The sequence below is a fragment of the Hyphomonas sp. FCG-A18 genome (assembly GCF_045287255.1).
Taxonomy (GTDB): Bacteria; Pseudomonadota; Alphaproteobacteria; order Caulobacterales; family Hyphomonadaceae; genus Henriciella.
The window spans coordinates 122,122-147,569 of record NZ_CP137142.1 but is presented as its reverse complement, the minus strand read 5'-3'; the positions used below and the strand labels follow the sequence as shown (position 1 = coordinate 147,569).

Here is a 25,448-nt window from a genome sequence, read left to right as displayed (position 1 = left end):
AGCTCTAACGGCTGAGTTCCCGCATCGCGCCATCGAGGCCCTCAAGGGTCATCTCAAACATCCGGTCAGGTCCGATAATCTCGCGGATCAGCTGAATAGACCCCGTATAGTCCCATGCCCCGGACTTCACCGGATTGAGCCAGGCAAAGTTCGGGTATTGCTCAACAAATCGCTGAATCCAGATACCACCAGCTTCCTCATTCCAGTGCTCGACTGAGCCACCGGAATAGGTGATCTCATAGGGGCTCATCGTTGCGTCTCCGACCACGATCACCTTGTACTCACTCGGATATTTATGCAGCACATCCCAGGTCGGGATCACGTCTGAACGGCGGCGGCGATTATCCTTCCACAGACCCTCATAAGGGCAATTGTGGAAGTAGAAATATTCCAGATTCTTGATCTCGGCCCGCGCCGCTGAGAACAATTCTTCCATGACGCGTACATGCGGGTCCATTGAACCGCCAACATCCATCAGCAGGAGTACAGAAACCGTATTGCGACGTTCGGGGCGCATCTCAATATCCAAGTAGCCCTGGCGCGCGGTATTCTTGATCGTTTGGTCCAGATCGAGCTCATCTGCAGCTCCAGTGCGCGCCCATTTGCGCAGGCGCTTCATCGCAACCTTGATGTTGCGCGTACCCAGCTCGACACTGTCATCGTAATTCTTGAACTCGCGCTTATCCCAGACCTTGGTGGCGCGACGGTGACGGGACTTGTCCTGGCCGATGCGCACGCCTTCCGGGTTATAGCCATTCGCTCCGAACGGGGACGTGCCGCCCGTCCCGATCCATTTATTGCCGCCCTCATGGCGCTTTTTCTGCTCCTCAAGGCGCTGCTTGAGCGTTTCCATCAGCTTTTCAAAGCCGCCCAGCGCCTCAATCTCGGCGCGTTCCTCTTCAGTAAGGAACTTCTCGGTCATCTTGCGCAGCCAATCCTCTGGGATTTCCTGCACATCCACGGCGTCGGCAAAGCTATCAAGCCCCTTGAAGACATGACCGAATACCTTGTCGAACTTGTCGATATTGCGCTCATCCTTCACCAGAGCCGTACGCGCGAGATAGTAAAATTCCTCAACATCGCGGCCGATGACCTGCTTATCCATCGCCTCCATCAGGGACAGGTATTCCTTCAGCGTGACCGGCACTTTGGCCTCACGCAATTCATTGAAGAAGTTCAGGAACATAGGCGCACTCCGCGTATCTCAACCCCTATAGTAGCGCGCTCACAGGCAGGCTCCAAGGGTCACGCTGGGTGAGGCGCTGACTGAAGCAAGGCCCTCTACCCCTGCTTGGACCGCCCGCAGAGGCTACCATTGGGGTGGTTGGGCAGGAGCAGAGGGCTTAATCTCGCTAAACTTTCCCTAAAACAGAGTCCGCAACAAAGGCATTGCTGGCGCGCTCCTGACCAAACGTGCTCATCTCATTATGACCCGGTACAAAGCGCATATCATTGCCCAGCGGCCAGAGCTTTTGGGTAATGCTGTCGATCAGTTGCTGGTGATTGCCTTTTGGAAAATCAGTCCGGCCAATTGAGCCCCGGAACAGGACATCGCCGACAAAAGCCAAACGCCCCGCCTCATGATAGATCACGACATGACCGGGTGTGTGACCAGGTGTATGGACAACATGAAACGTCTCACCACTCAGGGTCAGCGTGTCACCGTCTTTGAGGTAGCGGTCCGGCTTGCAGTTGCGGCTACCGGAAACACCATACTTCGCCCACTGCGCCTCAATATCATCAAGGAGCCACTGATCATCCTCATGCGGGCCAATGATCTGGCAGCCAGCGCGCTCGGCCACTTCGGTCGCCCCGCCAGCATGATCGAGATGGCCATGCGTGAGCCAGACCTCAACAACTTTAACGCCAAAATGCTCCGCCGCGCCCATCAGCTTGTCGACCTCCCCACCCGGATCGATAAACACCCCCTCCATCGTCTCTGTATGCCATAGCAGCGATGTATTCTGCTGAAATGGCGTGACAGGGATCACCTGAATGGCAAGTTTGGGTTGAGCGGCTTGGGTCTGATCAGTCATGACGCTTCATGTAGGGCAGGATTAGAGCCGCGTGAAGGTCAGACGCATGGTCGCAAAATTATTCAGCAGCACCCCAGCAGCAAAATAGTAGAGCCCAGCCCGCGTTTCGAACCCGATATAGATGCTGATCTGGCTGATCCCGATCAGAAGTGCGGCCAAGAACACATCCAGCATCGACCACTTGCCGAGAATATTCAGCAGATTGGCAAGCTTCGGGCTAGGGCTCGCGCCCTGACGGAAAATGATCGCCGCGGTGATTGTCTTGGCGATAGGGAATACAGCCGAAAACAGCACCACGATCAGCCCCAGAAACGGTAACCCACTTTCAAATAGGGTCTGTACAATCCCGTACAGATTGTACTCCGCTCCACCAAACCCGAACGTGTTTGGCTTCCAGATTGAGGGCAGGATCAGGCCAACGACAATCAAAGCCGCCGAAACATAGAGCAGCATTTCCGCGACCACATCGAGGATTGGCGTTCGATAACCTGCTTGATCAGATGTCTCTGATGGCGTGTCCATAGGATCAGCATTGCAAGCAGCGATCACGGTGGTCAATGGCTTTCCTGCCGAGAGGTGAGAGAGTATGGTCGAAACCGCAAAGGGATATGGAGGAAGATGGCCATGCGCGGGCGTTTTGGAATTATTATTATCGGTCTAATCGGGCTCGCCATCTACTATTTCGCGAACCAGCAGACCAATCCGTACACCGGCAAAAAAGAGTTCAACACGATCTCCATTGAGAAAGCGAGCCAGCTTGGCCGCCAGTCCTATGTCCAGATGCTCCAGCAAGAAGGCGGCAACGTCATTTGCTCCCAGAACGCCCGGTCCTGTGATGCCGCTGGCCGCGAAGTCGTTGAGAAAGTGCGTGAGATTGGCGACCGCCTGCGTGTTGCCGCCATTGAGTATGAGCGTGAACTGATTGATGCGGGTTATGATTTTCAACCCGTTGCCCGCGAGTTTGACTGGGAATTTAACGTCATCGCCTCAGAGCAGCCGAACGCCTTCTGTCTGCCTGGCGGCTATGTTGCCGTGTATACGGGTATTCTCGACGTGACAGGCAATGCTGATGGGCGCGTAGACCTGTCTGATCTTGATGATGTTGATAAGCTCGCTGTCGTGATGGGGCATGAGATTGGCCACGCCCTTGCCCACCATGGGGCCAAGCGGATGAGCAATAGCCAGCTCGCTCAACTTGGCGGAGCCGCCGTGGCGCTGGGCCTCGGCGATATGAATGCCAATCAGCAGATGATGGTCCGGCAAGCTTTCGGTATGGCCGCGCAGGGCGGCCTGATGGCTTTCTCCCGCGATCATGAAACCCAGGCCGACTGGATCGGCCTGCAATTGCTGCTCCGCGCCTGCTACGACCCACGCGAAGCCCCGGAGCTGTGGGAGCGTATGGGCAAGCTCGGCGGCGGGCAAAGACCCCCACAATGGATGAGCACCCACCCGGCCAGTGAAACCCGCGCCGCGAATTTCCGTGAATGGATGCCGGATGCTGTTGCCGAGTATGAACGCCGCTGTGGTCGCAGGCTTTAGGTCTCCAGCCTAGTCTTCCCCAAACAACCCGCCTTGTGACCCTGCTTGCGGTGCAGGTAGCCCCATGCGGTCATAAGCAAGGGGTGCCGCCACCCGTCCACGCGGTGTGCGCGCGACATACCCCTTTTGCATCAGGTAAGGCTCGATCACATCCTCAACCGCATCGCGCGATTCTGACAAGGCCGCTGCTAGCGTGTCGGCTCCAACCGGTCCACCGGCATAAGTCCGCACCAGGGCGTCGAGATATTTCCGGTCCAGCATATCGAGGCCATCTTCATCAATCGCCAGACGTTTGAGCGCGCGTTCAGCCGCGGCGCGATCAATTGCGCCACCTTCGGCCTCGGCAAAGTCCCGCACCCGGCGCAACAGGCGCAGCGCAATTCGCGGTGTTCCGCGCGCACGCTTGGCAATCTCAATCGCGCCATCTTCACTCATTGGCACTTGCAGTTTCCGCCCAGCCGCCATCACAATGGTTGCGAGCGTTTCCGGGGTATAGAATTCAAGACGAAGCGGAATCCCGAAACGGTCCCGAAGAGGTGTCGCCAGCAAGCCTGCACGCGTTGTCGCGCCAACGAGCGTAAATGGCGCAAGGTCGAGCCGGACAGATCGCGCCGCTGGCCCCTCCCCGATTACGATGTCGACGGCATAATCCTCCATCGCCGGGTAGAGCACTTCCTCGACCACGGCGGGCATGCGGTGAATCTCATCGATGAAGAGGACATCATTCTCTTCCAGATTGGTCAGGATCGCGACCAGATCGCCCGCCTTTGCCAGTACGGGGCCGGAGGTCGCACGAAAACCAACACCGAGTTCACGCGCCAGAATCTGCGCCAGCGTGGTCTTTCCGAGCCCCGGCGGGCCAAACAGCAAAGTATGGTCCAGCGCCTCGCCCCGGCGGCGCGCCGCACCGACATAGACTTTCAGGTTTTCCTTGATCGCATCCTGTCCGACATAATCGTCAAACGTCTGTGGACGCAGCGCCCGGTCGAGCGCTTCGCCAGCCTGCTGCTCAGGATCGGTGAGGGACCCTTCCCGGCTCATGACGGGCTAAGCTCTTTCAGCGCTGCCTTGATTAGGGCGCTTACGTCTTCACTACCGCTCTCTTTCGCTGCAGTGGCCACGGCGCGGGCCGCCTCGCTTTGGGAATAGCCAAGATTGACCAGGGCAGAAACCGCTTCACCGCGTGCGCCCGTCGTGACAGACGCTGCCTGCACACTCGCGGTTGGGTCCGCCACGAACTTGCCGAACCGTCCCATGGGGGGTGGCTTGCCTGACAGTTCACCGACGATCCGCTCAGCCAGTTTCTTACCAACCCCTTTGGCGCGTGTGATCGAAGCCGCATCACCCAAAGCGAGCGCATCCATCAACTCTGCAGGCGAGAGCGCATCACACAGCGCCATGGCGGATTTTCCAGCCACACCGGGCACATCCTGCAAGCGAACAAACCAAGCTCGCTCCTCATCGGTGGCAAACGCAAACAGGGTGATCGAGTTTTCCGTCACACGTGTTTCGATGAAGACTTCGGCCTGCGCACCGACCGTCAGCTTGGACAAGAGCCGAGCCCCTGCGAGGGCGACATAGCCGACGCCATTAACGTCGATCATGATATTATCCGCGCCAACCGCTGCGACTTCCCCTTTCAGCCGACCGATAATCATGCTGCCCCCTTCAGGCCACGCACAGGCAGGTGATGCGCCGTACAAATCGCGCAAGCTAGCGCATCCGCCGCATCCTCACGCATCTTTCCGGCGCGCGGTAACAGGCGCGCGACCATGAAACCAACCTGTTCCTTGTCAGCCTTTCCGGTCCCAACCACAGCCAGTTTAATCGCGCGCGGGGCAAACTCGGCCACCTCAAGCCCGCAATAGGAAAGCGCCGTCATTGCTGCGCCGCGGGCCTGACCCAATTTCAGGGCAGAGCGCGGATTGCTGGGGTTCACAATGGTTTCCTCACAGCCGCTATAGTCCGGGGCATACTCGTTCACGAGGCCAGAGACGGCGTGAAAGATACCCGCGAGCCGATCAGCCATGGCAAGGTCAGGATCAATATTGATCACACCATGGGCCACATGGCTAAGCCGGGAGCCGTCTTTTTCGACAATCCCCCATCCGGTATGGCGAAGGCCCGGGTCGATACCAAGGATTCTGGTCGTTTGAGTCATGCCTTGGGTTTCACGGCGCTTGGTTAAAATACCGTTTCAGTTTTCCTGCTTTGTTCATGGCGTCAAGGCAAAATGCCCGCCTCAAGACTATGAGACGGGCACCGAGACCATCTGTTACAACTTGTCTTCTGGCCTAAAAGGCTGGGTCAGCCGGATAGATTTCAAGCATATTGATCTGGAACATCAGGTCAGCGTTTGGCGGGATGACCTCACCCGATCCTTCTGCGCCATAGGCCTGATCAGCCGGGATATGCACAATGATACGGTCGCCGGGCTTCATATAGGTCAGGGCTTCGGTGAAGCCGGGGATCAACCCACCCACTGGAAAACGGTTAGCTTCACCACGAGACCATGAGCTGTCAAAGAAATCACTCGTCTCAGCCAGACGCCCCTCATAATGGATCAGGACATCATCAGTGATCAGGGCATTACGCATGCTGGAATTACTGGTTTCGAGCCGTACATAGGAGACACCGCTCGCCAGCTTGTTCACACCCTCCGCATCTGGATCCCATGGGAAGACAGCCTCCCATGCGGCCATGTCTGGTCCATCAAGCAATGCAGCATCTTCAGATGCCTGCACTTCAGCTGCCATTTCCTCAGCTGTCAGGAACCACTCAAGCTTCATACGATAGATAATATCGGACTGGGCCGGAATGACATCATCAACCGCCTCAGCGCCGTAAGCGATTGGCCACGGCAGATAAACCATCCACTCATCCCCGGGGGTCATCATCTGAATGGCTTCGCCCCAACCGGGCAAGAGCTGGGGCACATCAAACACACCCGGCTCACCGCGCTCATAGGAGCTATCGATCAAGGTGCCGTCACTGGCGAGGAAGCCCTCATAGGTCACAACCACAGTGGCGTCTGGCCCCGGCGCGCCACGTGACTGATCTTCCCCTGCGCTCAGCTCAATCCAGCGCAGTCCGGAGGGTGAAGACTGCATGTCCATACACGCCGTTGGGAAAGGCGCCTCAAGCGGGCCCTGCCCCGGTGCGTAGGCCGGGCAGGGCACAGGTGCGGCGGGAACGATACCGCCTGTCGAGATTGGAAAGGTTTCACAGGCGGCAAGCAGCATCGCCCCAAAGAAAAATCCAGATAGTGTTCTCAATTGGGTCATAGCCCTCCCTCTCTTTTCTATCGCCCCTGATGTTGCACCTGTTTATTGGACGGGCACAACATCCATCAATTCAACCTCAAAATTCAACTTACTGTTTGGCGGAATTGGCCCCTTCCCTTGAGGTCCATAGCCAAGGTCTGATGGAATGTGCAGAAGCCAGCGGTCACCTGGCCTCATCATGGCCAGCGCCTCGACCCAACCAGGGATCAACGCCCCAGCCGGAAAGATGGCCGCCTCACCGCGTGCAAACGCGCTGTCAAAGACCTCACCCGTCTCATCGAACCGCCCCTCATAATAGACGACAGCCATATCATTGGGCTTAGGTGAAATACCCCCCTCATCACCGCTGGCCAGGATCACATATTCAAGACCACTTTCGGTCTTGATGATCCCCTCACGGGAACTGTCCCAAGGCGTATAGGTCGCCCAGGCTTCAGTATCGACGGCGCGTGGTTCCGGTGCCGCAACAACCTGTTTCAGCTCGACCCGGAAAATCAGATCATCACCCGGCTTGATCACACCGCCAGGACGTGGGTTTTGCCCATAGCCAAGCTCGGTTGGGATATAGAAGACGAACTCATCACCTTCAGACATCAGCTGCAAACCTTCGGTCCAACCCGAAATCACCTGGCTCACGCCAAAGCTGGATGTCTGCCCACGCTCATAGGAACTGTCGAAGACCGTGCCATCCGTCAGACGGCCATCGTAATGCACGCTAACCGTGTCCCGCGCGGTCGGCGTCGCACCATCCTCTGGCCCCTCTTTAACGATGACATATTGCAGACCACTCGCCGTTGTCTGAACATTGTCCGCGCTGGCATCCCATGGGATAAGCGTGGATAGCGGATCCTCTCCATTCACTTCAGGGGCTGGGTCCTGCGCGCCACAGGCAGCCAGTAGAAGGCCTGCCGCAGCAAAGGCAAAAGTACGAAACATCGGGCGATGGCTCCTGTCTGATTTACAGGGCTGGTTTAAGACCGTTTTGACCCTCTGTCACGTAGGGCTAACCAGCCCAGACCAGTGCTGGAGAAAGCGTCACAGGCTTAAGACCATCATCGCCGCTAAAGGTCAGTGTTTGAGTGGCACCACCCGTGCGAACATTCACCGTATTCACCTGTCCCTGCCAGACTTCTGTAAGCGCCGATTGGCTCAAGGCCAGTCGTGTCACAAAGAATGGGGCGGGCGCTTCCTGATAAATCCAGATATGCCCGCCCTCAATCTCACCGCCAAGCAATGTGAGCTTGGCGGCCCTGTCATTGACTGTCAGATCGAAATGACTGGCAACATAGTCAGCAAAGAAAGCCTGTGTGTCCTCATCATGGATCAGATCACGGCGTTCACCGGCGACATCACTGATCGCATGCTCGGCATCATGAATGATAAAGCGATGGGCAACTTCAATCATCCCGGTACGTAGATTGAAGCTGACCTCTGTGATCGCAGCCTTTTGTTTATGCGCAAAAGCGGCACTCGCTATGAGCGCCGCCAGAGCCATGAGCATGATGAGACGCCCGAGAAAGATCACTCTTCTGCAACCGTTTCTTCGTCATCTGTGTCCAACTCAACGGTTGAGTCCTGCATAATATCGCGGCCAGAGAAGGAGAAAGCCCGTTTGGACTTGAAAGTCTCGATCCGCGACGGGGTGATCCGGCGAGGATAGTAATTATTCTCCAGGTCCGCATCAGCCGTTTCCCAATCCGGATCGACGATGATCTGCTGCAACTCTTTGCCTTTCGGGAAGGTCAGGAGTTTGGACACCGTATGCGGATTTTTTCGCCATATCTCAGCGGGGATATACATCCGCTCGGTCGTGCCATCCGTGAATTCAAGTCCCAGAATAATCGGCATGACGAGACCGCCAATGTTTGAAAACTCCAGAGCATAGTACTCGGCATCCTCGGCGACCGCCCGTTCGAAAACGCGACGCTCAATGTCATCAAGCCCTGTCAGGAAATCCTGATACTTGTTCCGCTCAACATTGGTGACCGTGTAGACATCATTCTCGTCATAATAATCACGAATGTCAGGGAAGCGCTCGACCCAGGTCTGCATCCCCTCTTCACGGTTCAAACGCGCGCCAATCGGTTCTGGCTCACTGGCCAGATCATCGCGCAGGCGCTGATAATCAATGTCGGGATCTTCTGTGTTCAGCTCCAGATGAAACACCCGGTCGAGTGAAATATCGACATGGTCTGTGGTGTAGAACCAGCCGCGCCAGAACCAGTCGAGGTCAACACCAGAGGCTTCTTCCATGGTCCGGAAAAAATCAGACGGTGTTGGCCGTTTAAACTTCCAGCGACGGGCATACTCCTTGAACGCAAAGTCAAACTTCTCGCGGCCCAGAATGGTCTCGCGCAGGATGTGCAGCGCCGCAGACGGCTTACCATAAGCGTTCGGGCCAAGCTGCAAAACGCTATCGGATTGTGTCATGATCGGCACCTGATTGGATGAGGTCATATACGGCACCAGATCGCGCGGTATCGACCGTGTCCACGGCATATCTGGATCCCATTCATAGCCAGCAACACTGTCCATGAAGCTGTTTAAGCCTTCGTCCATCCAGGTCCACTGACGCTCATCAGAATTGACAACCATCGGGAAATAGATGTGTCCGACCTCGTGAATGATCACACCGACCAGGAAGACTTTTTCCGCCATCGTATAGGTCCGGCGGCCATCATCCTGCAGGGTGGTGCGCGGCCCGTTAAAAGTGATCATCGGGTATTCCATGCCGCCAACCGGCCCATTCACAGACTGTGAAGTTGGATAGGGATAATCAAACGACATACGCGAATAGACATCCATCGTATGGATCACAGATGGGGTCGAATATTTCTTCCAGAGGTCACCGCCTTCCTTGGGCCAGAAGGACATGGCCATGACGGTTTCATATTCCGCGCCCGGCTGTTTATGGCCCTGCGCATCCCAGATGAATTTCCGTGAGGACGCCCAGGCAAAATCGCGGACATTTTCAGCCTCGAACTTCCAGGTTTTTGTGCCTGACGGATTGGAACTTTCATTCGCCAGCGCTTCTTCCGGAGTCACGACAAAAACAGGACGATCAGCATCGGCAGCGCGCTCCAGACGGGCACGCTGCGTCGCCGTCAGAACCTCACGTGGATTCGCCAAGACGCCGGTAGACGATACGATGTGATCGTCCGGCACAGTGATTTCGACGTCATAATCACCGAACTCCAGCGTGAACTCGCCGCTGCCGAGGAATTCCTTATTGTGCCAGCCTTCATAGTCAGAATAAGCGACCAGACGCGGATACCATTGCGCGATCAGGAACAGGTCATTGCCGCCTTCGCGCTCATCATCGGGGAAGTGCTCGTAACCCGCTCGGGCGCGGACCGCATTCTCTTCAACGATCTGGTACTCCCAATCCATCTGAAAGCTGAAGGACTTGCCGGGCGCCAGCGGGCGCGCCAGATCAATGCGCATCAGGGTGCCAACTGTCGTGGTTGGCAGGCCATTGCCGCGCGCGTCGGCCACACGCGTGACGTCAAAGCCATACTCATGATCCGCCATGGACTGTTCGCGACGCAGCGTTGACAGGCTCAGACGCGGGGTTTTGGCCGCGCGCTGATTAACTGACCCCTGCGGTTTGGCAGAGAAGGTGCGCGTCATCTCCGCAATAGAGTCCTTGGCGTAGCGGTTCTGATCAAGCTGCAGCCAGATATAGCGCAACGTATCAGGCGAATTATTGGTATAGGTAATGGTCTGTCGACCTTCGATACGGCGCCCGTCTTCATCCAACGTAACATCAATGTCGTAGTCGGCTTGCTGTTGCCAATATTGATGTCCCGGCTCACCGGCGGCATTACGATAGACGTTCGGGCTTGGCAAAACCTCATCAAGCTGACGAAACTTGTCTTCAAAATCACCCTTGGTCTGTTGGATGCCTTGCGCACTTGCCCCGCCCAGCATGAAAGCCATGCCGAGTGTCGCCAGAATAATCCGCATATTTCTACCCCATTCTCTCTTCTCGGGGTCTCTTATATGCCGCTATTTTTTGACCGCCAGAGTTATTTTGTAACAGGGGTAAAATGTCGCTTAATTTGTGCGCGGCGGATAGCCCGCCTGGGCCAGCGCATCGATCACTTCGTGCGTATGCTGGGCATCGCGGGTTTCCATCAGGATGTCGAACTCTGCGCCCTTGGCTGGCACATCGAGCGCGATCCGATTGTGCGCCACTTCCATGATATTGGCCCCGGCATCGCCAATCACCTTGGAGACCAGCGCGAGCAGACCCGGACGATCATCACCGATGATGCGGATATTGACCAAGCGATTGTCTCGCACCAACGAGCGCGTCAGAACAGAAGCCAACAGACGCACATCAATATTGCCGCCACAAATCACCAACCCAACTTTGCGCCCGACAAATTTTGACGGATGGGCGAGCAAAGCCGCAAGCCCAGCCGCGCCTGCGCCTTCAGCGGTTGTCTTCTCCACATCGACATAAAGCGTGATCGCTCGCTCAATGTGCTCTTCTTCAACCAGAACAATTTCATCAACCAGCGCTTCCACCACTTTACGGGTCAGCACACCAGGGTTTTTGACTGCAATACCCTCGGCAATCGACGCGCCGCCAACAGGCTCTGGCCCCTTAGCCAAAGCGGCTTGCATCCCGGCATACATGGCGGCCTGAACGCCGATCACTTTCATGTTCGGATTATGCGCCTTGGCCACCGTCGCCATGCCTGAAATCAGGCCACCCCCACCAATTGGCACCACCAGCATATCGAGATCAGGATTAACCTCCAGCATCTCCAAGGCAGCAGTGCCCTGCCCGGCCATCACTTCCGGGTCATCAAAGGGGTGAATCCAGACCAGACCATCACGCTGGCGCAAGATTTGGGCATGTTCATTGGCTTCATCAAACGTATTACCTTCCAGCACAACACGCGCGCCAAAGGCCCGGGTGTGCTCAACCTTATTAAAAGGCGTGGTGATCGGCATAACGATGGTGACAGGGATACCCAGACGCCGCCCATGATAGGCCACGCCTTGGGCATGATTGCCCGCAGACGCCGCGATCACGCCGCGTTTCTTTTCCTCATCTGAGAGGCGGGACAGCTTGTTGAGGGCCCCGCGCTCCTTGAACGCTCCGGTAAACTGAATGTTCTCGAACTTCAGCCAGACCTCGGCCCCGGTAATCTCCGACAGGGTCCGCGAATGGGTCATTGGGGTGTTTTCAATCTGCCCCTCAAGAATCTTTGCGGCTTCGCGAACATCGTCGATGGATATGGGTAGATCGTTTGCCATGCGGGCGCTCCAGAAGAATTCAGCCTGCTCTCCTAGTGCGCCCTCGACCTGATGCCAAGGCTTCCCACAAGCCTGATCGCGGCCTAAAGCGCTGAGAATGGCAAAAACAAACGACAATCTTGTGGTGATTGGCAGCATTATGGGCGCTCATGGTGTGCGTGGTGACGTGCGGGTGAAAAGCTTCACCGCACAGCCGGAAGACCTGTTCGCCTATGGGCCACTGCTCGGAAAAGACGGGCAGGTGCTGATCACGCCTGTCGCTGCCCGGCCAGCCAAAAACCACTTCATTGTAGAGCCTGAAGAACGCCGTCAGAAAGAAGACTGGGACAGCCTGAAAGGCACGCCGCTCTGTGTTCCGCGAGATGTCTTGCCGCAGCCGGACGAAGATGAAGTCTATGTCGATGACCTGATTGGTCTCTCCGCCATCGCCGAGGACGGCGCACCGCTCGGCAAGGTTAAAGCTGTGCTGAACCATGGCGCGAGTGACCTATTGGAAGTCACACCTTCGGGCGGCGGCAAACCTGTTCTGATCCCGTTTACGCTGGCAGATGTTCCTGATCTCAATGTGGATCAGGGCACCGTGACGATTGCGACCTTCGATGTCTGGGCTGACCAGAGCGGCAAACCAGACGATCGCGGCTAGTCGCGCTTACACCACTGCCGTGGCCTTATCCGGCTTCATTTGATCCACCGGATCAAATGTTCGCAAAGCGACCGTCTCCTAAGCCTCCTGCCAGCCACGCGGCCCTTGCTGGAAATAGCGTGCACTCAATCCCGCATCCTTCGCGGCCTTGAACTGCTCACGCGCCTTCTGACGCGTCGCTGTGTCGCCATCGTCGAACATGACCATACAGCGTGTGAAGGGCGCATCCACGGGCAGATCCGTGCCATCCATCAGAAGCGCGACACTGGCCGCATTCTGATTGTCCGTTGAGGATGTGATCAGGATCGGTTGGGCCGCTGCATCAAGGCCCTCCGCCTCGGCTTGGCCATGCGGCAGGAAGCTCTCATCCGTATACGTCCAGAGCGCTTCATCCAGCGCGCCGCGACGGGTGGCATCGGGGCTGACCGCAAGAACACGCCAGCCCCGTTCCAGACATTTTTCGAGCAACGGCCCCACCGCTCGCTCCAGCGTGGTGCGGGACAGGTGGTAAAACCACCATTCGGGGGATGAAGCCGTTTCGCTCAAATCCTAGCCTTCATAATTCTCGGCAATCCAGCGGTCGAGCAAGCGAGGACCAAAGCCGCTGGCCCAGCTTGGGTCGGTCGGGGCTTTCTCGCCTTCAACCCATGCGACCCCCGCAATATCAAGGTGGGCCCAGGTCTGCCCTTCGCGGATAAAGCGCTGCAGGAATTGCGCTGCCGTAATCGATCCGGCCTGACGACCGCCAATATTGCGCATATCGGCAAATTTGGATTTGAGCTGGCGATCATATTCCGGGCCAAGCGGCAAACGCCAGACCCGCTCACCCTCTGTCATCCCGGCATCTGTCAGGGCTGAGGCCAGACCATCATCATTGGTGAAGAGACCCGCATGGTGATGCCCAAGACCGATCACGATGGCCCCGGTCAGGGTTGCAAGATCAACAATCGCTTTTGGCTTGTAATGCTCCTGCGCGTACCAAAGCACATCACAGAGAACCAGACGGCCTTCAGCGTCCGTGTTCTGAATTTCAATCGTCTGGCCATCGGCGGCCTTGATAATGTCACCCGGACGGATCGCATTGCCGTCGGGCATGTTCTCAACCAGGCCCACCAGACCCACAACATTCGCCTTGGCTTTCCGGGTTGCCAGCGCAACCATTGCGCCGACCACAGCGGCAGAGCCGCCCATATCGCCGCGCATGTCTTCCATACCTGCACCGGGTTTCAGGGAAATACCGCCTGTGTCGAAGCAGACACCCTTACCGACAAGCGCGACAGGGGCTTCGTCTTTCTGACCGCCCATCCAGCGCATAATGCCAAGCTTGGATTCTTTCACACTGCCCTGACCAACGCCGAGCATGGACCGCATGCCAAGCTTCTCAAGTTCAGCCTCGCCAAGAATCTCGATCTCAAGGCCCAGTTCTGCCAGCGTTTCAATCTTGGCGGCATAGGTTTCCGGGTTCAGATCATTTGGCGGCATGTTGACGAGATCGCGTGCCATATAGGTGCCATCGACCCCAGCGCTGAGCGCTGCAAACAGGTCTTGAGCCGTCTTGTCGCCTTTCAGAATCAGCGTGACCTCGCTCAGGGTCGGCTTGTCTTCATCTTTCAGCTTGGTGCGGTAATCATCGAAGCGATAGGCCGCAAGGCGAACCCCAACCGCGATCCGCGCGGCATCTTCGGCTTTTCCGGCATGCAGGGCGAGCGAGGCGAAGCCGCTATTGGCATGAGCCTTATAGAGCTGACCACCCAGCTTCTCGAAAGCGCGAGCGTCACGCTTGTCTTTCTTCCCTGCCCCGATCAGGACAGCGCGGCGCGCTTCAGCTCCTTTGGGCAGAACAATGAAAGCTTGCTGGCCAGCTTTGCCGGTGAAGTTGTCTGCGGCGAGCGCTTCAGACAAAAGCCCTCCTGCGGCGTCATCAAGGGTTTTGGCCGCAGCGGGCAAATCCCCTCCTTCATCGATCATAAAGGCGACAATGTCTGCGCTGGCGCTTTCGGCGAACTGTATATTCATGATTAAACTCCGTTTGCCCTACAACTAGGCATCGACGCGAGCGGTGCAACTCGTTATTGAGAGTCGACGACAGAAAAAACAGGTACTCGGGCAGCATGAACAACATCCAGAAGTATATTTTCTTCCGGGTGATGCGGTCCGTCCTGATCATTGTCGGCGGACTAGCCCTGCTGGCCATCCTTGCACAAGGGCTCTCCCGAACCGATATTATTGTCGAGAACCGCCAGAACGCCTTCACATTCTTCACCATTGTCATGTTGGGTGCGCCACAGATCATGGCCCTGCTTCTGCCCATGGCGATGTTCGTAGCCAGTATCTGGGCCCTCAATCGCTTGCATCGCGATAGTGAGATTGTTGTTGCCGAAGCCGCCGGTATGACGCGCTGGCAGATCGCCTCGCCCGTTTTACGGCTCGCGACTCTGGCGGCCATTCTTCATCTTAGCGTGAACCTGTTCGTCCAACCGGCCGCACAGCGCGAGATGCGGGCGCAGGTACAGGATGCTCGCACCGAATTGGTTTCAACCCTGTTCAGGCCCGGCCAGTTTACCTCGCCGGATGAAAACCTCACTGTCTTTGCCCGGGCCCAGGAAGGCAGTGACTTGATAGGCGTTCAGATTGCCGAACGTCCCGGCCAACCGGATGCCCGTGATGTTCTGGCCAAGCGAGGCCGCTTCATTGAAGTTGATGGGGTGCCCAGCATCGTCATGTTTGATGGTGAAGTATACCAACTCAACTCCAACAATGAGCTCACGATTCTGAGGTTTGACCAGTCTACCATCGACCTCTCACCCTTCATCCGTGAAGACGACAAGATCATTCTCAAGGCTTCAGATCGCTATCTGCATGAGCTGATTTATCTTGATCCCAGCAATGCGCAGGAAGCGCAGGACATCGACAAATTCCTCGCCGAGGCACACGCCCGTATCACCACACCTATTCTATCAATTGCGATGGCTATGCTCGCAATCCTGGCTGTGCTCGGCGGCAATTTCAGCCGCAGGGGCTATTCCCGTCGCATCGTGTTTGCCTCAGCAGCCGCGCTGGGCCTGATCATTGTCCAACTCTCGGTTCAGTCTGCCAGCACCAGTGACCGCGCCATGAATGCTGCGCAATGGTTGGTGCCCGTGACTGCGATCGTGCTTCTCGCATATGCCTTGTTCTGGCGCGGGCGACGCATCAAGGGCGTCAGCCGGAAACGGAGTCTCGCATGATCGGGAATCGGATCCAGCGCTATATTTTTATGAAATGCCTGACTGCTCTTGGTCTAGTCGTTGGTATTTTCGTTCTCACAATCATGCTTGTCGATACCGTAGAGCAATTGCGAACGGTCGGGGGGGACGTTGATCTCTCGCCGTTAACAGCGCTCCAGCTCTCAGCCATGAAGCTGCCCGGCTTGATCGAACAGACCTTGCCTTTTGCCATTCTGGTCGCGGCAATGATCGCCTATAATCAATTGTCCAAGACATCAGAACTGTCTGTCATCCGCGCTACCGGCCAATCCGCCTGGCAGTTCCTCGCCCCCCTCATCGTTCTGGCCGCCGGGCTTGGCCTGTTCTCAATGATGGTGCTCAACCCGCTTGGGGCCACGCTATCAGAACGGTTTGAGAATACACGCGCCGCGCTTCTGCAAGAGGGCGGCCAACGCGTTGAAGACACACGCGAAGACGTCTGGCTACGACAGGGCAGCGATGACAGCCAGATCGTTATCTACGCACAAAGTGTGGACGAAAGCGGCCTTGTCTTCTCCAATATCAAACTGCTGGAAGAAGGGCGCGTCTATGATGGCGCACGGCCGACTGAGGATTTCAGCTTTGTCCGCCGCATTGATGCCCGAGAGGCTGTCATCATTGATGGCTTCTGGCAACTGACCGACATTGTGGAGAACACTCCGGATGGCCAGACCCAGCGCATGGATCGCCTGGCCATCGAGACCGATATTGACCCCAACAAACTGCTCTCCAGGTTCACATCTCCCAACACGATTGGCTTCTGGAACCTTCCCGGCTTCATCAACCAGACCTCAAAAGCCGGATTGGACGCCTCCAGCTTTATTATGCGCTGGTTTGGCTTAACCGCCTTACCCGTCCTCTATGTCGCGATGGCCCTGATTGGCGCGCTGGTTTGTCTGCGTCTGTCGCGCCTTGGTGGCACATCGCGCCTCATCGCCACGGGGTCGATTGCGGCGGTCGGGCTGTTCTTCATCAATGAAATTGCGAGTAGTCTCGGCGCTTCGGGCGCAGTGCCCGCCATCATTGCAGCATGGTCCCCGGCGCTCTGTGCACTATTTATCTCCTTGACCATCTTGTCCTATCAGGAAGATGGCTAGAAGCAGCAGCTGGTCTTGACCAGAAACACCTGATTTGTATCGGCAGACCCCTGTCAAAGATCTTACAACTCGCTTCGAACGGTTGACAGCGGCGGGAAGGCCAACCACTTTCCGCCGCCTCAAAGCCCTCTTACGGAGCCAGCCTTCATGAAAGTCGTTGTTGTCGAGTCCCCGGCCAAAGCCAAGACGATCAACAAATATCTCGGCAAGGATTATAAAGTCCTCGCCTCTTACGGGCATATCCGGGACTTGCCGTCCAAGGATGGCTCGGTCGATCCTGACAATGATTTCGACATGGTCTGGCAGGCTGACAGCAAATCCCAACCGCGGATCAAGGCGATCGCAGATGCGGTGAAAGCTGGCGATAAGCTGATCCTCGCAACCGACCCGGATCGCGAAGGCGAGGCGATCAGCTGGCACATTATCGAGGCTCTGCGTAAACGCCGCGCTCTGAAGAAAGACTATCCGATTGAGCGCGTTGTCTTCAATGCGATCACCAAGAGCGCTGTGACAAGTGCGATGGAAAACCCACGTCAGGTCGATCAGGAACTGGTCGATGCTTATCTCGCCCGACGCGCGCTGGATTATCTGGTGGGCTTCAATCTCTCGCCCGTGCTCTGGCGCAAGCTACCGGGCAGCCGCTCTGCAGGCCGCGTGCAGTCCGTTGCACTGCGCATTGTCTGTGAGCGCGAGATTGAGATCGAGACGTTCAAGCCAGAAGAATACTGGACGATTGGCGCCAAACTGCGTGCGCCAGATGGCACCGATTTCGACACGCGGCTGCACGCTTTGCATGGCAAGGCGCTCAAAAAGTTCAGCCTGCCGAATGCTGACATGGCCGCCGATGCGCTCGAGCAGGTCAAAAAGGGCGGTTACTCCGTCACCAGCGTTGAGGCCAAGCCGGTCAAGCGTAACCCGCCACCGCCTTTCATCACCTCTACCCTGCAACAGGACGCCTCGCGCAAGCTCGGCTTCTCCGCTAAGCGCACTATGCAGGCGGCACAAAAGCTCTACGAAGAAGGCCGCATCACCTATATGCGAACCGATGGTGTGAACATGGCTGAAGAGGCCTATCACCATGCCCGTGAGCACATTCAGGGCGATTATGGCGCGCAATATCTGCCGGAGAAGCCACGCCGCTACTCCTCCAAGCAGAAGAACGCTCAGGAAGCCCACGAGGCGATCCGCCCAACCGTTTTCTCTATCCGTCCTGATGATTACAAAAACCCCGATCAGGATCTCTGGAAGCTCTACGCGCTGATCTGGCGCCGCGCCGTTGCCTCGCAGATGACCGCCGCCCAGTTTGAGCGCACAACCATCGACCTGACCAATAAGGACCAGTCTGCCATGCTGCGGGCTTCCGGTCAGGTTCTGGTGTTTGATGGCTTCATCAAGCTCTACACAGAAGGGCGTGACGATACCGACAAGGACGAGGATGCCGAAGCCCGCCTACCCAAAATGGCGCAAGGCGATCATGCGGACTTGCTCGAAGCCAAGTCCGAGCAGCACTTCACCAATCCACCACCGCGCTACACTGAAGCGTCTCTGGTCAAAAAACTCGAAGAGCTCGGCATTGGCCGCCCATCAACCTATGCTTCAACCCTCTCCACGCTGGTTGATCGCGACTATGTGCGGATTGAGAAGAAACAACTCATCCCGGAAGACAAAGGCCGTCTGGTCACCGCCTTCCTGGAAAACTTCTTCCGTCGTTATGTTGAGTATGATTACACGGCCAATCTGGAAGAAAAACTCGACATCATCTCCGATGGCAAGCTCGACTGGAAAGCCTTCCTGAAAGAGTTCTGGGATCGGTTCACAGCTGCCATTGCCGAAACCAAAGACCTGCGCGTTTCAGAAGTGCTGGACGTTCTCAACGAGGTGCTCGGCCCGCACGTGTTCCCGGCCATAGATGCCGATGGCAACACTAAGGAAAACCCGCGCCTTTGCCCACTGTGTAATGAAGGTGAGCTATCACTCAAGCTAGGCCGCCACGGGGCCTTTGTTGGCTGCTCCAACTACCCGGAATGCAAATTCACACGACCTTTTTCAACCGCGGAAGAAGCCGAAAACGCTATCAATCCGGATGGCGAAGAGGTGGCTGTGCATGAGAATGGCCAACCTGTCCTTCTAAAGTCAGGGCGGTTTGGCCCGTACCTGGAAATGACCCTTCCAGGCGAAGACAAACCAAAGCGTTCTTCCCTGCCAAAAGGTTGGTCGCCACAGGATCTAACGGCTGAGAAGGCCCTGATGCTGATCAACCTCCCACGTGAAGTCGGCAAACATCCCGAAGACGGCGAACCCATCCTCGCCAATCTTGGGCGCTATGGTCCTTATGTGCAGCACCTGAAGACCTATGCGAACGTACCCACCGTCGAGGAAATGCTGGAAATCGGCCTTAACCGCGCCGTGACCCTGATCGCAGACAAACGCGCTAATCCCGGCGGGCGGGGCCGCACCGCCGCCAAAGCCCTGCGCGAGCTTGGTAATCACACCGATGGCGAGCCAATCAAGGTCTTTGAAGGCCGCTATGGGCCATATGTGAAGCACGGCAAAACCAATGCGACCCTGCCTAAAGATATTGCTCCAGATGCGGTCACGCTTGAACAAGCCATTGAGCTGATCGAAGCAAAAGCCAAGAAGCCGACTAAGAAGCGCGCAACCAAGAAAAAGCCCGCCGCGAAGAAGAAAGCAACGGCCAAGAAGTAATCAGCGAGGGCGCAGGACATGTCTGTTTATATTGCCAAAGGTATTGGGCTTGGCTTCATTGATAAGCCCTATCCTGCAATGCAGCTTGCCGTCCAAGAGAAAACCGTTCGATGATTCCAAAAGCCAAGCAGCAACTGTCATAGAGGTGTTATTTGGCATCTCGCGAGCCGATGAGATTGGGTTTTTCTAATGTGTGCTGCAGATTTGACCTATAAAGAAATACAACGCTTGCCCCACTTGATGCGGTATGAGTTTTTTCTGATTACTGGCACAATCAAGGACGGTGGCGTTCTTATGATTTCTGTGCGCCTATGAGCTATCAAACTTGCGTTGGAGTGTTTGAGCTTAAACAAGCTTTACTGGAGGGTGTTGCCTGATAACCTTGTGTTATGAGGTTGAGGCAAATCGAAGTCTTTTATGCCGTCTATTCGGCAGGGTCGATCAGTAAAGCTGGTGAGCTACTAGGGGTATCTCAACCGGCTATTTCCAAGGTTCTTCGACATACTGAGGATACGCTCGGTTACGAGCTGTTCGAGAGAACCACGACAGGCCTTGTGCCTACAAAAGAGGCTGCTGACCTGTTTGAGGGGGCAGCCAAGGTCTTCAATGAAGTAAACCGATTTCGCGCCAGGGCGACCAGTGCGAAATTGGGGAGTGATAAGCCCCTTCGGATCGCGCTCGCGCCGAGTATTGGTCTCTCCGCAGGGCCACGCGCAATTGCGGCATTCGCAAAGCGCTATCCCGAAACAAGTATAGAAATCGAAACCTTTCACTTCGACGAAGCCGTGAACGCCTTACGCACAGAGCAAACCGACATCGCCATTGCTTATCAGCCTTATCCGCGTGAAGGGCTTCGCATTATTCCAATTACCACAGCAAAGTTTGTATGCGTGACTCCGAAGGGTCATTGGACAGGGAAGGGTGCCACGATCACAACACGTGACTTGAATAGCGAGTCGGTGATTTACCTCGATGTAGACGCGCCTCTGGGGCACCTCTTGAGTTCGCACCTTGAAAATGTGTCAGATATACAACAGTCGCGACGAATTGTGGTGAACACTTATTATATTGCCAAGATGCTTGTCGCTAGCGGAGCCGGTATTGCCATCGTCGATGAATATGCTGCGCGCGGGCCGTCCAGTGACGGGGTCGATATCTACGGATTCACTGAGAATATTGGGCTTTCGGTGGGAGCTATTGTGCGCGAAAACTATAAAGTATCGGTTTCCGAACGGGCCTTTCTTGATGATCTCACAGCGGAGTTACGGGTGGTTTCCGGGTAACGTCACATAACCTGAGGTTATACCCCGGTCGCCGCAAAGACGTTGCTCACCCAAAAAAGCTCAGCAATCTGAGCATTGATGAAGCACATCGGGAGGAAATGGATATGATGGTGAAGACTTCGCTTAAGGCGGCTTTGTTGGGAAGCGCTGTGCTTGCAACAGGTATGATCGCACAAGCACAAGACTCAACAGCAGATAGCGATGAGGCCCGTGAACTCGACACAGTCGTCGTTGTCGGCTCGCAAATTATTGGCTCTGACATTGCGGGTGCTCTGCCTGTTACGGTTTTGAGTGTCGATGATATTGATGTCACGGGTGCCAGCAGTGGTGACGAGTTGTTACGCGCCATTCCACAAGTTGGAGACATCATTTTCAGTGAAGCTGAATTTACAGGCGTTAACGGCGCCCGGGGTGATATCGGTTCCATCAACCTCCGCGGCATCGGGACAGGCAATACGCTCGTCTTATTGAACGGACGCCGGCTTGTGCTCCATCCGGGAACACAAGTTGAGGACTTTGTTCCGGTCAACACCGTCAATTCACAATCGCTCCCTGTAACCGGTATTCAGCGCTTGGAAGTGCTGCGAGATGGGGCTGCTGCGATCTACGGCACTGATGCTGTGGCAGGCGTTATCAATACGATCACTCAGGATGATTTCGAAGGCTTTGATGTTAGTCTTCGCTATGGCGGCTCTGAGAACACTGACCTGAGAGAGCTCACGGGCACGGTAAAGTGGGGCAAGAATTTCAATGATGGCCGGACCAATGTTTCGGTATTCGCAAACTTTCTTGATCGTGAGGGTTTCTCTGCGTTGCAGCTGCGTAATTCGAGCACAGAGGACCTGAGAACGTTCTTTGAGGGAACCCCATTTGAAGGGGATACACAGCTCCGAAATCTCTCAACGCAGACCCAATGGGCTGAGTTTAGATCCCTGGAGGGCCCGATCGCAGCGATCGGTGATGATGATTTCCATATTCAACCGGATACGTTTGCCGGATGTCTCGTTGATCTTGGAAATGGTGTCTGTGCCGACAATGGCGGCTCCATCGACACCGCATTGCGCCTTGACCGTGCGCGTTATCGCGAGCTGGTTGGCAACACTGAACGTCAAAACATCATGGCTTTTGTGAACCATGAGTTCTTGAACGGTACCGAGTTCTTTGGTGAGGTAACGTATTATCACGCCGATTACAACCGGGAGCGTGAAGCCGCACAAATCCTTTCAAGCGGGCGCTTGGCTGTGTCTGCGGAGGCTTTCTATAACCCATTCGATGTCGATCTTGAGATTCGGGATTATCGTCCGCTGGATGCAGGTCCTCGCCGTGTTGACGTAGAAAATGATAGCTTCAGATTGCTTGGCGGCCTGCGAGGTGATTGGGAGCAATGGAATTGGGAGACTGCGCTGCTTCATTCGGAAGCTGAGACAACCGATGTCACCAATCGCGTCAGCAACACGCTTTTCCAACAAGCGATTAATGGAACTACCGCGGACGCTTATAATATCTTCGCAGGGGGCAATACGACTGATACAGATGCGCCGGGGACATTCAATAGCCAGGCTACCATCGATAGTTTCCTCGTACCTGTTTCGCGGGTTGGGGAAACCTCGCTGACCTTGGCGGACTTTAAGCTTTCCAGTGGGTCAGTTTATGAACTACCAGCCGGGAGCCTCGGCATCGCTCTTGGCGTGGAGTTCCGCCGCGAGGAGTTTAAGGATGATCGTGACGCGCGGTTGGATGGTACAATCGTGTTTACTGACGCGGTGACCGGGAACGTCATCCCAAGTGACATTATGGGGTCTAGTCCAACACCAGATACAGATGGGGACCGGGACGTATTTTCAGCCTTCGCAGAACTGGCGGTGCCGCTGGTCAGCGAGGATATGAATATCCCGCTCGTCCATAGCCTGGATGCACAGCTTGCTATCCGTGCGGAAGACTATTCAGATGTCGGCAGCATCGCAAAACCGAAAGTTGCCTTGTCTTGGTATCCGCATGCTGACTTCCAGGTCCGCGCTGCATACTCACAAGGCTTCCGTGCGCCAAATCTGGAGCAGATCAATGCGACAGGAATTCGCCGTGTAAACGGTGGCCGGGAAGACTGGATTTTGTGCGAGGCAACTGCGCGTGCAAACGGGACCGACTTCAATACCGGTGATTGTGACGGAAATTCCGTAGAAAGTGTTCGCTCGGGTGGCCCGGATCTGCAACCGGAAGAAAACGATAATATCTCAATCGGTTTCGTGTATCAGCCGTCATTCGTAGATGACCTGACCTTCACTCTGGACTGGTGGCGGATTGAACAAGAAGATGTGGTCGGTATCTTTGGGGATCAGAACCAAATTTCACTGGATTACGTCTTGCGCTTGCAAGGCAGCTCTAACCCGAACGTTGTCCGCGCAGCTCCAACCGCTGATGAAATCGCGCTCTACACGGCAGCAGGCCTGACACCTGCAGGCGAAATCGTCGAAGTCGCGGACCAGTACGTCAACCTGAACCCTCGTGAGTTCGAGGGCATCGATTTTGGCGTAAACTGGGGCATTGATACAGATCAGCTCGGCAACTTCGATTTCAAAGTGAACGCGGCCTATCTCAAGGAAGCTTTCCAGGCGCCGTCTGCCGAGGCCAACGCGATCCTTGCTGCGGTCGAAGCGGGTACCGCGAATGACGCGGTCGATGTGCCTGGCTCGCAAGACCGTATTCAACAGGATGGGCGTCCGGAATGGCGCGGTAATGCGAGTGTCATCTGGCGTAACGGCGCCTGGGGTGCTGGCCTGTTCTACAACTATGTCGGTGACGTGATCGATACGTCCGTGACGGGACCAGGCGGTGAGATTTTCGAAGTCGATCCGTTTGAGACCATCAGCCTCTATGGTCAGTATACAATAGAGGAATGGTTGGGTGGCGATACGCGTATTCGCGTGGGCGCTCGCAACATCACAGATGAGGAGCCGCCGCTCGCAGACGAATTCGCCAGTGGTTACTTCCCAAGTCTTCACTCGAACCGTGGGCGTTATTGGTACGTGGATATCCGCAAAGAATTCTAGTCTCTTACCAACGCAGGTGAGTCTCTTCCTTTCCGGGCTCACCTGCATGCCCAGGGGCATATTATGAAGATCGCGATCATCGGTGCGGGTGTGGTTGGGGTAACCACAGCCTACATGCTGGCCAAGATCGGCCATGAAGTAACGGTCTTTGACCGTGAACCACGCGCTGCAATGGAAAGCAGCTTCGCAAATGGTGGCCAGCTTTCTTACGGATTTGCTTCACCCATGGGGACGCCGGGTTTACTTGGCAAAGTTCCAAGCATTCTGTTCGGGGCTGATCCTGCATTCCGACTGCCCTCGACGCTATCATTTGATTTTATGAAGTGGTCTTTGCAATTCCTTCGGCATTGCCAGCCGGGTCAATCGCAAATAGATGCCGAGCAATTGGCAGCTCTCGCTCAACAATCGGGGACTGTCTTTAGGCAGATTCTATCTGAAACAAGCTTTGATTTTGGGCACCGCAAAGCGAACAAGCTTGTCCTTTTGAAAAGCGCCAAAGACCTTGAGAAGGCCGCAGCACCGACGCCTAAGTCAATCGAACGCGTATACCGTGAAGTTTTACCCTGGAAAGACTGTTTGCAGCGCGAACCTGCCTTGCGAAACTATAATGGCGAGGTTGCTGGTGGTGTATGGATCGAAGGCGATGAAGTGGGTGACGCTGCCCGCTTTTCAGAGCAGATGGTCGCCTTTTGCGAGAAAGCGTTCGACGTTCAGTTCAGCTTTAATACGAATATTGTCGGCGTTTCGGCAAAGGAACAAGGCCCGCAGGAACTATCACTCTCAACAGGAGAGATACTGACTTTTGATTCCGTGGTTGTCTGTACCGGGGTGGCTGGCACTAAACTGCTGCAAGCTCTGGATATTCGCCTGCCGATTTATCCCGTTATGGGCTATTCCTTAACCGCGCCGCTTGGCTCAAACCCACCACAAGTGGCCGTGACAGATGCTGGATACAAAATCGTCTTTTCGCGGATTGGCGATCAGATACGAATTGCCGGGTTTGCCGACTTTGGCATCGCGAGTGAAGAGCGTCGCCGCCAGCGCGTTCAGGACCTTATCCGAACAGTCCGGCAGCTTATCCCTGATGTGGCTGATTATTCCCGAATTGAATCAACCTGGATTGGCGCTCGTCCAGCGACGCCCAGTAGCTTACCCATTGTTGGCCAATCAAAGGTGCCGGGCATCTATCTGAACATGGGACATGGCATGTTCGGTTGGACTTTATCCGCCGGCGCCGCACAAAACCTTGCCGACCTTATCGGCCCAGCCACTCGCGCTTCACGCGCAGCATAAGGAG

At 55.8% G+C, this 25,448-nt stretch carries 21 protein-coding genes; 8 read left to right on the top strand and 13 right to left on the bottom strand.

Annotated features, from left to right (window positions below):
* Positions 1-4: 4 nt before the first annotated feature.
* The 3 genes from RYZ27_RS00695 to RYZ27_RS00685 all read right to left on the bottom strand — a co-directional run bounded on the left by RYZ27_RS00695 (position 5) and on the right by RYZ27_RS00685 (position 2,558).
* Positions 5-1,186: a vWA domain-containing protein gene (locus RYZ27_RS00695; protein WP_406680439.1), complete on the bottom strand. Its 1,182-nt coding sequence runs from the start codon at positions 1,184-1,186 to the stop codon at positions 5-7.
* Between the two features lie 166 nt (positions 1,187-1,352).
* On the bottom strand, positions 1,353-2,036 hold the full coding sequence (locus tag RYZ27_RS00690; RefSeq protein ID WP_406680438.1) for an MBL fold metallo-hydrolase: 684 nt from the start codon (positions 2,034-2,036) through the stop codon (positions 1,353-1,355).
* Positions 2,037-2,057: 21 nt separating this feature from the next.
* Positions 2,058-2,558, bottom strand: a complete 501-nt coding sequence (locus RYZ27_RS00685; RefSeq protein ID WP_406680437.1) for a paraquat-inducible protein A — start codon at positions 2,556-2,558, stop codon at positions 2,058-2,060.
* 102 nt (positions 2,559-2,660) lie between these two features.
* Here RYZ27_RS00685 and RYZ27_RS00680 point away from each other — a divergent pair, with 102 nt between their 5' ends.
* On the top strand, positions 2,661-3,575 hold the full coding sequence (locus tag RYZ27_RS00680; protein ID WP_406680436.1) for a M48 family metallopeptidase: 915 nt from the start codon (positions 2,661-2,663) through the stop codon (positions 3,573-3,575).
* Between the two features lie 9 nt (positions 3,576-3,584).
* On the opposite strand, the gene ruvB is transcribed toward RYZ27_RS00680, so the two are convergent.
* The 8 genes from ruvB to RYZ27_RS00640 form a co-directional block, all read right to left on the bottom strand.
* Entirely contained in the window at positions 3,585-4,616 is a 1,032-nt protein-coding gene (ruvB, locus tag RYZ27_RS00675) for a Holliday junction branch migration DNA helicase RuvB (protein WP_406680435.1), read from the bottom strand.
* Positions 4,613-5,230, bottom strand: coding sequence for a Holliday junction branch migration protein RuvA (gene ruvA / locus RYZ27_RS00670; protein WP_406681793.1), 618 nt, complete (start codon positions 5,228-5,230; stop codon positions 4,613-4,615). The genes ruvB and ruvA overlap by 4 nt, the downstream gene beginning before the upstream one ends.
* Positions 5,230-5,736, bottom strand: coding sequence for a crossover junction endodeoxyribonuclease RuvC (gene ruvC / locus RYZ27_RS00665; protein ID WP_406680434.1), 507 nt, complete (start codon positions 5,734-5,736; stop codon positions 5,230-5,232). The genes ruvA and ruvC overlap by 1 nt, the downstream gene beginning before the upstream one ends.
* 133 nt (positions 5,737-5,869) lie before the next feature.
* Positions 5,870-6,859, bottom strand: coding sequence for an FKBP-type peptidyl-prolyl cis-trans isomerase (locus tag RYZ27_RS00660; protein ID WP_406680433.1), 990 nt, complete (start codon positions 6,857-6,859; stop codon positions 5,870-5,872).
* A 42-nt stretch (positions 6,860-6,901) separates the two neighbouring features.
* The gene (locus tag RYZ27_RS00655; RefSeq protein ID WP_406680432.1) at positions 6,902-7,795 is read right to left on the bottom strand and encodes an FKBP-type peptidyl-prolyl cis-trans isomerase; all 894 of its coding nucleotides are present in this window, start codon (positions 7,793-7,795) and stop codon (positions 6,902-6,904) included.
* A gap of 67 nt (positions 7,796-7,862) precedes the next feature.
* Entirely contained in the window at positions 7,863-8,360 is a 498-nt protein-coding gene (locus RYZ27_RS00650) for a DUF6702 family protein (RefSeq protein WP_406680431.1), read from the bottom strand.
* A 20-nt stretch (positions 8,361-8,380) separates the two neighbouring features.
* Positions 8,381-10,825: a M1 family metallopeptidase gene (locus tag RYZ27_RS00645; RefSeq protein ID WP_406680430.1), complete on the bottom strand. Its 2,445-nt coding sequence runs from the start codon at positions 10,823-10,825 to the stop codon at positions 8,381-8,383.
* Positions 10,826-10,915: 90 nt separating this feature from the next.
* On the bottom strand, positions 10,916-12,130 hold the full coding sequence (locus RYZ27_RS00640; RefSeq protein ID WP_406680429.1) for a threonine ammonia-lyase: 1,215 nt from the start codon (positions 12,128-12,130) through the stop codon (positions 10,916-10,918).
* A 97-nt stretch (positions 12,131-12,227) separates the two neighbouring features.
* Here RYZ27_RS00640 and rimM point away from each other — a divergent pair, with 97 nt between their 5' ends.
* Entirely contained in the window at positions 12,228-12,773 is a 546-nt protein-coding gene (rimM, locus tag RYZ27_RS00635; RefSeq protein WP_406680428.1) for a ribosome maturation factor RimM, read from the top strand.
* Between the two features lie 78 nt (positions 12,774-12,851).
* Here rimM and RYZ27_RS00630 read toward each other — a convergent pair whose 3' ends face one another.
* On the bottom strand, positions 12,852-13,319 hold the full coding sequence (locus RYZ27_RS00630; protein WP_406680427.1) for a DNA polymerase III subunit chi: 468 nt from the start codon (positions 13,317-13,319) through the stop codon (positions 12,852-12,854).
* 3 nt (positions 13,320-13,322) lie between these two features.
* Positions 13,323-14,789: a leucyl aminopeptidase gene (locus RYZ27_RS00625; protein ID WP_406680426.1), complete on the bottom strand. Its 1,467-nt coding sequence runs from the start codon at positions 14,787-14,789 to the stop codon at positions 13,323-13,325.
* Between the two features lie 95 nt (positions 14,790-14,884).
* Here RYZ27_RS00625 and RYZ27_RS00620 point away from each other — a divergent pair, with 95 nt between their 5' ends.
* The 6 genes from RYZ27_RS00620 (at position 14,885) to RYZ27_RS00595 (ending at position 25,444) form a co-directional block, all read left to right on the top strand.
* Positions 14,885-16,000 (top strand): LptF/LptG family permease, encoded by a 1,116-nt coding sequence (locus RYZ27_RS00620; protein WP_406680425.1) that lies wholly within the window; start codon positions 14,885-14,887, stop codon positions 15,998-16,000.
* Positions 15,997-17,115, top strand: a complete 1,119-nt coding sequence (locus tag RYZ27_RS00615; RefSeq protein WP_406680424.1) for an LptF/LptG family permease — start codon at positions 15,997-15,999, stop codon at positions 17,113-17,115. Before RYZ27_RS00620 ends, RYZ27_RS00615 begins: the two co-directional genes overlap by 4 nt.
* A gap of 147 nt (positions 17,116-17,262) precedes the next feature.
* Positions 17,263-19,821 (top strand): type I DNA topoisomerase, encoded by a 2,559-nt coding sequence (gene topA, locus RYZ27_RS00610; RefSeq protein WP_406680423.1) that lies wholly within the window; start codon positions 17,263-17,265, stop codon positions 19,819-19,821.
* 389 nt (positions 19,822-20,210) lie between these two features.
* The gene (locus tag RYZ27_RS00605; protein ID WP_406680422.1) at positions 20,211-21,104 is read left to right on the top strand and encodes a LysR family transcriptional regulator; all 894 of its coding nucleotides are present in this window, start codon (positions 20,211-20,213) and stop codon (positions 21,102-21,104) included.
* 104 nt (positions 21,105-21,208) lie between these two features.
* Positions 21,209-24,151 (top strand): TonB-dependent receptor plug domain-containing protein, encoded by a 2,943-nt coding sequence (locus RYZ27_RS00600; RefSeq protein ID WP_406680421.1) that lies wholly within the window; start codon positions 21,209-21,211, stop codon positions 24,149-24,151.
* Positions 24,152-24,214: 63 nt separating this feature from the next.
* Positions 24,215-25,444 carry an FAD-dependent oxidoreductase gene (locus RYZ27_RS00595; RefSeq protein WP_406680420.1) on the top strand — a complete coding sequence of 410 codons (1,230 nt, stop codon included), beginning with the start codon at positions 24,215-24,217 and terminating at the stop codon, positions 25,442-25,444.
* Positions 25,445-25,448: the final 4 nt, after the last annotated feature.